The sequence below is a fragment of the Shouchella lonarensis genome, assembly GCF_900096965.1.
Taxonomy (GTDB): Bacteria; Bacillota; Bacilli; order Bacillales; family Bacillaceae_D; genus Shouchella; species Shouchella lonarensis.
Window position 1 is genome coordinate 65,704 of sequence record NZ_FMYM01000008.1, and the last position, 12,333, is coordinate 78,036.

Genomic DNA, 12,333 nt, shown 5'->3' on the forward strand with positions numbered 1-12,333 from the left:
GTGTATGTTCCTCAAGCAATTGGAAGTAAAGGGATTTAAATCTTTTGCTGCAGCAATGACGATTGAATTTACACCGGGTCTGACGGCGGTTGTCGGTCCGAACGGGAGTGGAAAAAGTAATATTGCCGATGCGATTCGCTGGGTACTAGGAGAACAGAGCGTACGGTCGTTACGAGGTGCGCGCATGCAAGACGTCATTTTTGCTGGTAGTGATACGAGAAAAGCGGTCAATGTCGCAGAAGTGACGTTAGTATTAAACAATGATGAAGGCCGTTTACCGCTCCCGTATCATGAAGTCAGTGTCACTAGGCGTTTGTACCGTTCGGGTGAGAGCGAATACTTGCTAAACCGGCAGCCGTGTCGCTTGAAAGATATTACGGATTTGTTTTTAGATTCAGGACTCGGTCGTGAAGCGTACTCGATCATCGGTCAAGGGAAAGTTGAAGAACTCTTAAGTAGTAAGCCAGAAGATCGGCGCGTCATTTTTGAAGAGGCTGCCGGCGTGTTGACATATAAAACACGAAAGAAAGAAGCGTTGAAGCGATTAACACAAACTGAGGAAAATTTGTTGCGTGTGACGGATGTGTTAATAGAATTAAATGAGCAAGTGCAGCCATTAGAAGAGCAAGCGGCCATCGCGAAAGAGTATATTCATTTGAGTGATACGTATCGCGCGCTTGATATTCAAATTCTCGCGCATGAAATGGGGGAATTACATACCGATTGGACGCAAGCATCTGCGCAGTTGTCGGCAATAAAAGGACAACTGGACGTGCGACAAGTAACATTGGCAGAATCAGAACAAACATTGCGCAAGTATCGCGATGAACATGAAGCGTTACAAACGCAGTGGCGAGAGACGCAAAATGAATTGCTTACGGTGAGTGAAGCACTCGAAAAAAATGAAGGTCTGAGGAATGTGCTGGTAGAGAGAAAAAAGCATGCTGAGCAAAGTGGCGAGCAATTGCGCGCCACGATGGCGACACAAAGGCAGCACATTCAGCAGTTGAAAGAAAAACTTGCTAAATTACTTGCGGATCGTAAACAACTACAGGATCAGCTTCAAGAAATGGCATCCACTTTGCATGAAGTAAAACAAGCGCTGTCGTTAACAGAAAAAGATATTGAGCGTCAAATTGAAGATGCGAAAAGTGACTATATTGAGCGGCTGAATGAGCAGGCATCATTGCGTCATGAGAAACGCTATTTAACGGAGCAACAAAATCAACGTACCCGTAGTTCGCGCCGAACGACCGAAGCTCAGGAAAAGTTACAAGCTGAGCACGAAAAGCTGCAAGCGCGGTTGCGCGTATTAGAAGACGAACATACAGCGCTTGCGACCGCATATGAAGCGGCCAAGGGTGCAACCGCGCATGCGTTGGAAATGGAAGAAACCGCGCGGACCCGTTTCTATAAACAAGAAGCAACGTTGTATGAGGCATACGGCACCGAGCAAAAAATAAAAGCAAGACAAGAAGCGTTGCAAGAACTGGAAGATGCCCACGCTGGATTTTTCCATGGTGTAAAAGAAGTGTTAAAACAACGGGAAAAGGGATTGTCTGGTGTCTTTGGTGCGGTGGCAGAATGCTTGCGTGTGTCGAAGCGGTTTGAGACAGCGATTGATGTAGCGCTTGGCGCCCAAATGCAACATATCGTTGTGCAAGATGAACATTCGGCACGGACGGCAATCAACTTTTTAAAGAAAAACCGTTTAGGACGCGCGACCTTTTTGCCACTGGCAACGGTTCAAGGTAAAACGATGCCGGAGCACGTCCATCATGCGCTTGCGCAAACAGATGGTTTTCTCGGACTGGCATCGGCACTCATTACGTATGATGTTACTTACGAAAAAGCAATGCAGCATTTACTGGGGACAACGGTGATTGCGGAGGATTTGCCAGCAGCAAACCGACTCGCAAAAGTTGCCCGTTACCGGTTTCGTATCGTTACGCTCGCTGGTGAAGTGGTGAGCCCGGGTGGTGCAATGACCGGTGGGAGTTTGAAACAAAACCAGTCTTCAATCTTGCAACGTAAGCGTGAGCAGGAAGAATTAAAGCAACAATATGAGCAGGTGCAACAAGAAATTACGCGTTTAGAGCAACAAGTGAAGCAGCGAGCAGCTGCAAAAGCACAGCACCAACAAACATTGCAAGAATTAAAACGAACAGAGGAAGCGAAGCAGCAAGCGTGGCGTGCAAAAGAGGATGATCTTGCACGTGTACGCGAAGAGGTGCGTGCGCTGACACAAGAAAAAGCGCGTGTTGATCGACAAAACGAAGAGCGAGACACAGAAGCGCGTGCCGATCAACAGCGTCTACAGCAACTAGCCAACTCCGAACAGGAACTAGTTGTAAAGATTCAAGCAGTGACAGATAAGATCGCTGCCCTCGAAAAGCAACGGGCAACGCAGCAACAATCAAAAGAAACGTTGCAGGCGAAGCAAACAGAGTTGCGTATTAAGCAAGCTGAATGCAAACAACAATTGCACCATGTTGACACGCACATAGAGGAAGTACGTGAGTCACTTGCGCAAGTGGAGCAAGCGTTAGCTGTGAATGAAGAGGCGGATGCTTCGCACGGTCGGAACCATGACGCACAAACGGAATCAGAAACGACACTCGCCCAGAAAATTGCTGCGGGCGCGCAACAGAAACAAACATTGACAGCACAAGTTACAGCGTTAGAGGCAAAACGAATTGATTTAAATGAGCGCTATGCTGCGCTAGAGCAGGCTGTTCAGGAGGAACAAGCCGTTTATGCGCGTTTGCAAGCCGAGAGTCAAAAACTAGATGTCCATGTGAACCGTCTGGATGTTGACCTTGATTATCGTTTAAACCGACTCAGTCAAACGTATGAATTATCATATGAAGCAGCGGTCGAAGCATATCCGCTGAGTGGTAACATTGATGAAGTCCGAACAGAGCGCGCACTTGTGGAACGCTCACTTGACGAAATTGGACCAGTGAATACGGGGGCGATTGAGGAATATGAACGGGTCCAAGCACGTGTGTCCTTTCTTACAGCGCAGCAAGAAGATTTACAGGCAGCGCGCGTGTCTTTAGATAAAGCGATCGCAGAAATGGATGAAGAAATGACACGACGCTTTAGTGAAACATTTGCGTTGATTCGTGGCCACTTCCAAGACGTGTTTAAACAATTATTTGGTGGTGGCGACGCCGATCTTCTGTTGACAGCACCACAACAATTACTGGAAACCGGCGTGGAGATTATGGTGCGTCCACCGGGAAAAAAGCGGCAATTACTTGCTCTCTTATCAGGCGGAGAGCGCGCGCTCACGGCGATTGCGTTATTATTTGCGATGTTACGGGTGCGTGCGGTGCCGTTTTGTGTACTGGATGAGGTAGAAGCAGCGCTTGATGAGGCGAATGTCAGTCGTTTCGCGCAATACTTGCATACGTTGGCGCAAGAAAATCAATTCATTGTGATCACGCACCGAAAAGGAACAATGGAAGAAGCGGACGTGCTCTATGGGGTGACAATGGAGGAGTCTGGTGTATCGCGGCTTGTTTCGGTTAAACTGGAAGAGACGGCGCAATTCATAGAAAGCTAGGAGGAGATAGACATGAGTTTTTTTAAGAAGCTAAAAGAAAAAATGACGAAACAAACAGCGGAAGTGACGGACAAATTTAAGCATGGTCTCGAGAAGACGAGAACGAATTTTTCTGAAAAGATGAATGCCCTCGTCGCCCGGTATCGAAAAGTGGACGAAGATTTCTTTGAAGAACTAGAAGAACTTTTTATTGGTGCTGATGTCGGCGTCACAACGGTTATGACGCTCGTAGATTCATTGCGAGAGGAAGCGAAGTTACGCAATTTAAAGGAGACGAAAGACTTATTGCCGATGATTTCAGAGAAGCTCGCTGCGCTACTAGAAAAAGAAGGTGATGATCTATCACTACATTTTGAAGAAGAAGGCTTGACGGTGTTTCTCGTTGTCGGTGTGAATGGTGTCGGGAAAACGACGTCGATTGGAAAGCTCGCCCATCGTTTGACGCAGGAAGGCAAGTCTGTTGTTCTTGCAGCGGGTGACACATTTCGCGCCGGAGCGATTGAACAATTGGAAGTATGGGGTGAGCGCGTAGGCGTCCCTGTCATCAAGCAACAATCGGGGTCAGACCCAGCAGCTGTCATGTATGATGCGATTCAGGCGGCACGGGCCCGGAAGGCAGATGTGCTCATTTGTGATACAGCCGGGCGTTTACAAAACAAAGTGAATCTCATGAATGAGCTAGCTAAAGTGAAACGTGTCATTGAACGTGAAGTGCCTGGTGCACCACATGAAGTGTTGCTCGTTCTTGATGCCACAACGGGGCAAAACGCGCTATCGCAGGCGAAGATGTTTGGCGAGACGACAGATGTGAGCGGGCTCATTTTAACGAAACTAGATGGCACCGCGAAAGGTGGTATTGTCATGGCGATTCGTCAAGAGCTAGACTTGCCAGTGAAGTTTATCGGATTAGGAGAACAAAAAGATGACTTACAGCCATTTTGTGCGGAGCAATTTGTTTATGGATTATTCAAAGAGCTGGTCGAGGAAGAGGGGGCGTAACTTTCATACTTGCTGTTAAGAAAAAAACTTGACAGAACAATATTGATGCGGTAGTATATGTATTTGTAGACGAATCGTCTAGTGTTCTAAATGGCTTTCTTTGTGAAGTACCTTGGCACATGGATATGACTGAACAAGGGGCGGATCACTTGCTTGATAAAACATTACGCATGAATTACTTGTTAGATTTTTATCAGTCCTTGTTAACGGAAAAACAGCATCAGTACATGTCTTTATATTATTTAGATGACCTCTCACTTGGAGAGATCGCAGAGAAATATGAGGTAAGCCGACAAGCTGTTTATGACAACATTCGCCGGACAGAAGTGATGCTTGAGGAATATGAAAGAAAGCTTGGGTTACTCGCAAATTCTATACGACGTCGCGAACTGTTGGCTGAGTTACGTGTCGCAATGGATGAAAATCGCGGACGAGCAACCTATGATGCGATTATAGACCGCATTGGGCGGCTTGATTCATAACACACAGCACGCGTTCAAGGTGAGAAGATATTTGCCAAGGAGGCGATTACATGGCATTTGAAGGACTTGCCGCACGCCTACAAGAAACATTAAAGAACATCCGCGGCAAAGGAAAAGTAAGCGAGCAAGATGTCAAGGACATGATGCGCGAAGTTCGACTCGCTTTACTCGAAGCAGATGTGAACTTTAAGGTCGTAAAACAGTTCATTGCTAATGTGAAAGAAAAAGCACTCGGGCAAGAAGTGATGAAGAGTTTAACACCTGGTCAACAAGTCATTAAAGTTGTGAATGAAGAGTTGACAGCACTCATGGGCACCGAACAAAGCAAGATAGCGGTAGCTAAAAAGTCACCAACGGTTGTCATGATGGTCGGTTTGCAAGGCGCAGGAAAGACGACGACGACAGCAAAGCTAGCGAGCCATTTACGGAAGCAACATAATCGTAACCCGCTACTTGTCGCCTGCGATGTATACCGCCCAGCAGCGATTCAGCAATTGCAAACGCTTGGGAAACAAGTTGGGATGCCTGTCTTTTCACTAGGAGACAAAGCAAATCCAGTGGACATTGTCAAACAAGCGATGCAGCACGCGGAAGCAGAGCATCATGACTATGTCCTCATTGATACAGCGGGGCGCTTGCACATCGATGAGACGCTGATGACAGAGCTTGCTGACATTAAATCGATTGTTCAACCCGATGAGATTTTGCTCGTTGTTGATGCGATGACGGGACAAGATGCTGTCAATGTCGCTGAGGCATTCCATGAGCAACTTGACGTAACCGGGGTCGTATTAACAAAGCTTGATGGTGACACGCGCGGAGGCGCGGCGCTCTCTATTAAAGCAGTGACAAACACACCGATTAAGTTTGCAGCAACAGGTGAGAAAGTGGACCAGTTTGAGCCATTCCATCCTGACCGTATGGCTTCGCGGATTCTTGGCATGGGCGATGTCCTTTCATTAATAGAGAAAGCACAAACGCATGTTGACGAAGAGAAAGCGCGTGAGCTCGAGAAGAAATTAAGGTCAATGGACTTTACATTTGATGATTTTCTTGAGCAACTTGATCAAGTGAAAAGCATGGGACCACTTGAAGATTTGCTAGGCATGATACCAGGGATGAACAAAGCCAAAGGGTTGAAAAACCTGAAGGTGGACGATCAACAACTTGTTCGTGTCGAAGCAATCGTCCGATCTATGACCCCACTTGAAAAGCAAGACCCAAGCGTCATTAATGGTAGTCGCCGTCGCCGGATTGCAAAAGGAAGCGGCACGACAATTCAAGATGTCAACCGTCTACTTAAGCAGTTTGAAGATATGAAGAAGATGATGAAACAAATGAGTGGGATGCAAGGCGGAAAAGGGAAAAAGAAAAAAGGTTTCCCGGGTATGAAACTCCCATTTTAAAGAAAAATCTTGTCCTCTTCTGTAAGTTTGTGGTATGATTAAAAATTGTGGTTAATTATTTTTGGAGGTGTACAGCAATGGCTGTAAAAATTCGTTTAAAACGTATGGGTTCAAAAAAGGCACCATTTTATCGTGTTGTCGTAGCAGATTCACGCTCACCGCGTGATGGTCGCTTTATCGAGGAAATCGGCACATATAATCCGGTTGCTGAGCCAGCACAAGTGAACATTAAAGAAGAAAAAGCACTTGAGTGGATGTTAAAAGGCGCTAAGCCGTCTGACACAGTGCGTAACTTGTTTTCAAAAGCTGGTTTAATGGAAAAGCTCCATAACGAAAAAAATAGTAAGTAGTAAATCTTCCTAAAGGAGGGTGTCATGAAAGCTTTAGTTGAACATATCGTACGATCAATTGTTGATCATCCAGAGGACGTTCAAGTTGAAGAAGCTCATGAAGAGAAAGTGCATGTGATACGCCTTTTTGTACATCCCGACGACAAAGGAAAAGTGATTGGAAAACAAGGAAGAACGGCAAAAGCCATCCGCGCCGTTGTGCACGCAGCTGCAACAGGGGGACAACAGCGACGGGTGCGCTTAGACATTGTCGAGTAGCAATCAAAGGGCGGGGAATACCTAGCCCTTTTTTGCGTATTTTAAGGAGGGACGAATAAAGATGAGGTTTGTTCAGCCTGTCAGAGTGAAACACATTTTGACAGAACAAAAAAGACAAGAAATTACAGATAAGTTCACTGCACGCCGGCAAAGATTTCGGCACGAACAAGAACAGTTAAAGTTTCAATTACAAAAAGCGTTACGCGATGCCAAAACAGCGGGTCGTCAAGATGAGTTGCGCCATCGCTATAAAATGGAAATCGCTGATCGGGAAAATCGCTTAGAGTTAATGGATTTTAAAGAAGAGCAATTGCGTACGTTACCGCTTGGGGCTGAGCTCGACATGGGTACGACCGACATGATTGTTGATTTAGAAGTAGGTGACCGTTGGATTGATGGCGACAAATCGCTTGCCGTTGTGATTAAAGATGGTTATATTCACGAAATAAAAGAAACGGAAGTAGACGATGCATATGAAGAAGAAGATGAACTGGTTTAGTGTAGGGCGACTTGTCAATACCCACGGTGTTCGGGGCGAAGTACGGGTAATGTCTCACAGTGACTTTACCGACGAACGTTACAAACAAGGGACGGAGTTAAAGGTGGCCGATACACCCGACGGGCAAGGGAAGATGGTGAAAGTGGCGTCTCATCGTGTGCATAAACAGTTTGATTTACTTACATTTGAGGAATATGACTCGTTACAATCGGTCGAACCATTTAAAGGAATGCAATTGTATGTATCCGAAGCGCAATTGTCGGAATTAGCTGAGCATGAGTATTACTATCACGAAATTATTGGCTGCGCTGCCATTGACGAAGAAGACGGGACAGTGCTTGGGCAAATTTATGACATCATTGAAACAGGAGCAAATGATGTGTGGGTCGTTCGCCGCGACGGAAAAAAGGATTTACTTTTGCCATATATTGAATCTGTTGTCAAAAACGTTGATGTGGAGAAAAGACGTGTGTATGTCCATGTGCTAGAAGGGCTAGACGAATGAAGATTGACATTTTGACGTTATTTCCCGACATGTTCACCGGGGTGTTTGGCTCGTCGATGTTAAAACATGCGAGTGAAAAAGGACACGTTTCTTTTCGGACCGTCGATTTCCGGGAGTACGCTGCAAATAAGCATAAAAAGGTGGATGATTATCCTTACGGTGGTGGCGCGGGGATGGTCCTTTCTGCCCAACCAATCTTTGATGCGGTGGCAGCTTTAAAAGCGGGATTGTCGCATGAACCACGCGTCATTTTACTCTGTCCGCAAGGCGAGCGTTACACACAAGCGAAAGCAGAGGAATTAGCACAAGAAGCGCATCTCATTTTTTTATGTGGGCATTATGAAGGTTTCGACGAACGGGTGCGGACACATGTTGTGACAGACGAATTATCAATTGGCGACTATGTGCTTACAGGCGGAGAGCTTGGGGCGATGGTCATTGCCGATAGTGTGACTCGCTTACTACCAGGTGTATTAGGAAATGAGGAATCTGCGGTGACGGACTCTCACTCAACAGGTTTACTTGAGCACCCGCAATACACGCGTCCGGCCGATTTTCGTGGTTTAAAAGTACCGGATGTACTGTTATCGGGCCACCATGCGAATATTGTTAAATGGCGTAAAGAACAAGCGTTGAAGCGGACATTGGAACGGCGCCCCGATATGTTACAACGTTATTCTCTTACGGAACAAGAGGAAGCATGGTTAGGCGAGCTGAAAGAAGAGGAATAAAAGGGGAAAAGGGAGAGAGCGATGTGAAAGAACAACTGCATGATTTGATTGCGACCGCAGCAGCGAACGTCGCTGGTACGACATTATCAGATTGGACATTGGAACAACCAGCACAACTTGCCCATGGCGACTTTTCAACAAATATTGCTTTAAAAGCAGCGCGCGTGTTGAAACGCAAACCGATCGACATTGCCGGAGATTTCGTTGCGGCGTTGAGCGAGATGGATACACCATTTCTTGAAAGCGTTGAAGTCGTTCAACCAGGATTTATTAACTTCTTTATTGACTGGGACGAGGCGCTGCGTATACAAGCAGAAGCGGGATTGACTACGAAACAAGAAAAAGTGCTCATTGAACATACGTCGATTAACCCGAACAAATCGGCGCATATTGGTCATTTACGTAATGCGTGTATTGGGGATACGATTGCGCGTCTACTTGCTTACAAAGGAAAACATGTAGAAGTCCACAATTACATTGATGACCTTGGAAACCAGTTAGCAGATACACTTGTTGGTTTACTGTCACCTGAATCCACGCGTCCGGACGAGAAGGCAGTACGTTTTGGTGATTATTGCTGGGATGTGTATTCATCTTTGAATGAGGCATATGAAGATGGCAGACTATCGACGAGCAAGCGTGAAGATGTGTTGCACCAACTAGAAGCAGGCGATAATCATACGTCATGGCTCGGTTACGCGGTTGCAAATAAGATTGCTGAGGAACATGTTGCCGAAATGGGTGAGTTTGCGATTGATTATGACTTACTCGTGTGGGAACGGCATATTTTACAGCGTGGTTTTTGGGAAAAAGCGTTTGCTGCTTTACAACAGACAGACGTATTTTTCAAAGAAACGAGCGGACCACAAGCAGGCTGTTGGGTGTTAAAGACGACTACAACGGAAAATGACGATCAAACATCTACCCATCAAGCCAATAAAGTACTGGTGCGTTCAAATGGTGTGTTAACGTATACGGCAAAAGATATTGCCTACCACATGTGGAAGTTTGGCTTGCTTGCAGAAGACTTTACATATGCAAGAAAGAGTGACAAGCTCTGGACAACAGACACAGCGGGGCAACAAGCAGCATTTGGTCACGCTGATGTAGCGATCAATGTGATTGATTACCGGCAAGCGTATCCGCAACAAGTGGTAAAGCAAGCATTAGCCGCTTCTGGTTTTACAGAAGCTGCGGCCAATTTGCGCCACGTTTCTTATGGGGTCGTTTCATTAAGCAAGCAAACAGCCGGAACGTTAGGTGTGGCATTAGAAGAAGGAAAAAATGTATATGCAATGTCTGGACGCAAAGGCATTGGCATAAAAATTAAAGAACTGATTGCCCATATGGAAGAAGCCGTGCGCACACAAAGTCCGAATGCGTCAGAAGGCATGGTGAAAAAACTTGCCCGGGCGGCGATCCGTTACAATATGCTCCGCTACAACACGACATCAGATATTATTTTTGATTTAGACGAAGCAACGCAAGTGACGGGGAACACGGGTATTTATTTAATGTACACGTATGCACGCGCAAGTAGCATCGCTAAAAAAGCGCAAGATGCAAATATTGACGCGACCGGGGCCACATTTAAAGCTTGTACGGATGTGGAACGGGCGGTGTTAAAACAACTTGCAGGATGGCCGAATGCATTAGCAAAAGCGGAGCGAGACTTAGAACCGAATGTGCTTTGTACATTTGCGTTTGAGCTAGCAAGCCTTTACAACCGCTTTTATGCAGAATGTCCGGTTTTAAAAGCGGAGCCGGATATACAAAGCCGCCGCTTAGCGCTGACAAAACTTGTGCGTGAACAGTTAGAGACAATTTTGCATGTGCTCGGCTTGCCAGCAGAAGAGCGGATCTGAGTGAGAAGGCACGCTATTTCTGCTTTATAAGCATATATTTTCTACAGGTCGTTAATTACGGAGAATGGGGAGGGGTATTTTATAATGGGAAATTGGTTTCGTGTGTGGGTACAACCTCGTCAAGTGATGAAAGAAGAATTGGCGCGGACAGAGAATGAAACAGGGAAGTTTATTTTGATTGCAATTATCGGTGGATTCCTGTCATTATTTGTGGGGTATCAACATTTAGGGTCAAGTATGCCAACGTTTTTGTTTGTGTTTCTCCTAGCATTGGGGGGGAGTTGGATTGTTGGACTGCTTTCATTATATGTGATGTCGTGGTTATACAAATGGATTGGGTCTTGGATAGGCGGAAAGGGTACGTCACTTGATTTGCGCAAAGCGGTTGTTCATGGGAACTTGAAGCCGGGAATCATTATGAGTGTGATTGCGTTACCTTTTGTGTTCATGGTCGGAGAAGCGTATTTTATTTCGACCTCGAACGAACATTTCCGCTTCATTGAAGAGACGTTTACGCCATTGCAGGTGTGGGCAACAATGGCACTTGGTTTGACCCAATTCGCCGGTTTGGTATGGATGATTGTCATTTCTCTTCATGCAATTGGCGAGGCACATCAGTTTTCGGCTTGGAAATCGCTGTTGATGATGGTTATTATGGTCGCTTTACTTGTGGGGCTCGCTCTGTTGTTGGTGATCCCTGTAATGCTGTTAATGGCATTTTTTGGAAGTTTTTGATCTGTAACAAATGAAGCGCAGCCCCTGCGGAGGGCTGCGCTTTCCTCATTTTTCATTCTTCCCCATCTCCCGCAAAAACTGTCTCCCTTTCTCCTTATACGTCGCAATACTTAATGAAATCAGCTGCAAATCTTCATCGTTTAATTCCCGCACGACTTTTCCCGGCGAACCGAGGACGAGCGTACGAGGTGGGATTTGTTTCCCTGAAGGAATGAATGTGTTTGCACCAATCAAAGCAGATTCCCCAATCTCTACGCCATCTAAAATTGTTGTTCCCATTCCGATTAGGGCGCGTGTACGAATCGTACAGCCATGTAAAATAACGTTATGACCAACGGTAACCTCATCTTCAAGTATGAGCGGATGATCCTCATATAAGTGAAGCGTACTATTGTCTTGAATATTGCAACCTCGTCCAATTGTAATCGGTGCTTCGTCTCCGCGCAGAACAGCATTAAACCAAACGCTTGATTCAGCGGCGATTGTGACATCGCCAATGATCCGACAGCCGGGAGCGAGGAAAACAGACGGATCAATGTTTGGTTTTTTATCTCCAAAAGGATAGATCAACGTTCGCTCCCTCCATTTCCATCGTGTGCTGGTGAAAAGACGCGTGACCGCGTTAAAAAACGCTTGCCTTCTGGTCCTTCAAGTGAAAACATGCCGCCGCGTCCATCGACAACATCAATGATCAGTTGGGTATGTTGCCAGTAGGCGTATTGGTCTTTAGCAATGTAAAAAGGGGTGCCGCCAATGTCGCCTAAGTGGATATCATTTTCGCCAATGCGGAGCTCCCCGCGCATATAACACATCGGTGAGCTCCCATCGCAGCAGCCGCCTGACTGGTGGAACATAAGCGGGCCATGTTTTTCTGTTAGGTGGCGAATGAGTGACAGCGCTGCTTCAGTCGCAATGACACGTGCAGTCATGTC

General features: G+C 46.1%; 13 protein-coding genes. 11 read left to right on the forward strand and 2 right to left on the reverse strand.

Features of this window, described 5'->3' with window-relative positions; translation table 11 throughout:
* The first annotated feature begins 4 nt into the window (after nucleotides 1-4).
* From smc to BLT29_RS09455, 11 genes are all read left to right on the forward strand, one after another.
* Nucleotides 5-3,571 carry a chromosome segregation protein SMC gene (gene smc, locus BLT29_RS09405; protein WP_090776073.1) on the forward strand — a complete coding sequence of 1,189 codons (3,567 nt, stop codon included), beginning with the start codon at nucleotides 5-7 and terminating at the stop codon, nucleotides 3,569-3,571.
* 12 nt (nucleotides 3,572-3,583) lie between these two features.
* Nucleotides 3,584-4,570, forward strand: coding sequence for a signal recognition particle-docking protein FtsY (gene ftsY, locus BLT29_RS09410; RefSeq protein WP_090776074.1), 987 nt, complete (start codon nucleotides 3,584-3,586; stop codon nucleotides 4,568-4,570).
* A 149-nt stretch (nucleotides 4,571-4,719) separates the two neighbouring features.
* The gene (locus BLT29_RS09415) at nucleotides 4,720-5,052 is read left to right on the forward strand and encodes a putative DNA-binding protein (RefSeq protein WP_090776179.1); all 333 of its coding nucleotides are present in this window, start codon (nucleotides 4,720-4,722) and stop codon (nucleotides 5,050-5,052) included.
* Nucleotides 5,053-5,102: 50 nt separating this feature from the next.
* Nucleotides 5,103-6,458, forward strand: coding sequence for a signal recognition particle protein (gene ffh, locus BLT29_RS09420; protein WP_090776075.1), 1,356 nt, complete (start codon nucleotides 5,103-5,105; stop codon nucleotides 6,456-6,458).
* Between the two features lie 77 nt (nucleotides 6,459-6,535).
* Nucleotides 6,536-6,808 (forward strand): 30S ribosomal protein S16, encoded by a 273-nt coding sequence (rpsP, locus tag BLT29_RS09425; protein ID WP_090776076.1) that lies wholly within the window; start codon nucleotides 6,536-6,538, stop codon nucleotides 6,806-6,808.
* A gap of 24 nt (nucleotides 6,809-6,832) precedes the next feature.
* On the forward strand, nucleotides 6,833-7,066 hold the full coding sequence (locus BLT29_RS09430) for a KH domain-containing protein (protein WP_090776077.1): 234 nt from the start codon (nucleotides 6,833-6,835) through the stop codon (nucleotides 7,064-7,066).
* Between the two features lie 61 nt (nucleotides 7,067-7,127).
* A complete protein-coding gene (locus BLT29_RS09435; protein WP_090776078.1) occupies nucleotides 7,128-7,565 on the forward strand; it encodes a YlqD family protein in 438 nt (145 codons plus the stop codon).
* Nucleotides 7,540-8,070: a ribosome maturation factor RimM gene (gene rimM, locus BLT29_RS09440; RefSeq protein WP_245701205.1), complete on the forward strand. Its 531-nt coding sequence runs from the start codon at nucleotides 7,540-7,542 to the stop codon at nucleotides 8,068-8,070. The genes BLT29_RS09435 and rimM overlap by 26 nt, the downstream gene beginning before the upstream one ends.
* Nucleotides 8,067-8,801, forward strand: a complete 735-nt coding sequence (trmD, locus tag BLT29_RS09445) for a tRNA (guanosine(37)-N1)-methyltransferase TrmD (protein WP_090776080.1) — start codon at nucleotides 8,067-8,069, stop codon at nucleotides 8,799-8,801. The genes rimM and trmD overlap by 4 nt, the downstream gene beginning before the upstream one ends.
* Before the next feature lie 23 nt (nucleotides 8,802-8,824).
* On the forward strand, nucleotides 8,825-10,666 hold the full coding sequence (locus BLT29_RS09450) for an arginine--tRNA ligase (protein WP_245701207.1): 1,842 nt from the start codon (nucleotides 8,825-8,827) through the stop codon (nucleotides 10,664-10,666).
* An 84-nt stretch (nucleotides 10,667-10,750) separates the two neighbouring features.
* A complete protein-coding gene (locus tag BLT29_RS09455) occupies nucleotides 10,751-11,401 on the forward strand; it encodes a YIP1 family protein (RefSeq protein ID WP_090776082.1) in 651 nt (216 codons plus the stop codon).
* 45 nt (nucleotides 11,402-11,446) lie between these two features.
* Here the strand turns inward: BLT29_RS09455 and BLT29_RS09460 are convergent, their stop codons facing one another.
* Both BLT29_RS09460 and BLT29_RS09465 read right to left on the reverse strand, forming a co-directional pair.
* Nucleotides 11,447-11,971, reverse strand: a complete 525-nt coding sequence (locus BLT29_RS09460) for a gamma carbonic anhydrase family protein (protein ID WP_090776083.1) — start codon at nucleotides 11,969-11,971, stop codon at nucleotides 11,447-11,449.
* On the reverse strand, nucleotides 11,968-12,330 hold the full coding sequence (locus tag BLT29_RS09465; protein ID WP_090776084.1) for a DUF779 domain-containing protein: 363 nt from the start codon (nucleotides 12,328-12,330) through the stop codon (nucleotides 11,968-11,970). The genes BLT29_RS09460 and BLT29_RS09465 overlap by 4 nt, the downstream gene beginning before the upstream one ends.
* Nucleotides 12,331-12,333: the final 3 nt, after the last annotated feature.

Excerpts from the sequence above, each read along its gene's own strand:
- smc (WP_090776073.1), top strand. The coding sequence starts at position 5 with ATGTTCCTCAAGCAATTGGAAGTAAAGGGATTTAAATCTTTTGCTGCA.
- ftsY (WP_090776074.1), top strand. The coding sequence starts at position 3,584 with ATGAGTTTTTTTAAGAAGCTAAAAGAAAAAATGACGAAACAAACAGCG.
- ffh (WP_090776075.1), top strand. The coding sequence starts at position 5,103 with ATGGCATTTGAAGGACTTGCCGCACGCCTACAAGAAACATTAAAGAAC.
- rpsP (WP_090776076.1), top strand. The coding sequence starts at position 6,536 with ATGGCTGTAAAAATTCGTTTAAAACGTATGGGTTCAAAAAAGGCACCA.
- BLT29_RS09430 (WP_090776077.1), top strand. The coding sequence starts at position 6,833 with ATGAAAGCTTTAGTTGAACATATCGTACGATCAATTGTTGATCATCCA.
- BLT29_RS09435 (WP_090776078.1), top strand. The coding sequence starts at position 7,128 with ATGAGGTTTGTTCAGCCTGTCAGAGTGAAACACATTTTGACAGAACAA.
- rimM (WP_245701205.1), top strand. The coding sequence starts at position 7,540 with ATGAAGAAGAAGATGAACTGGTTTAGTGTAGGGCGACTTGTCAATACC.
- trmD (WP_090776080.1), top strand. The coding sequence starts at position 8,067 with ATGAAGATTGACATTTTGACGTTATTTCCCGACATGTTCACCGGGGTG.
- BLT29_RS09455 (WP_090776082.1), top strand. The coding sequence starts at position 10,751 with ATGGGAAATTGGTTTCGTGTGTGGGTACAACCTCGTCAAGTGATGAAA.
- BLT29_RS09465 (WP_090776084.1), bottom strand. The coding sequence starts at position 12,330 with ATGACTGCACGTGTCATTGCGACTGAAGCAGCGCTGTCACTCATTCGC.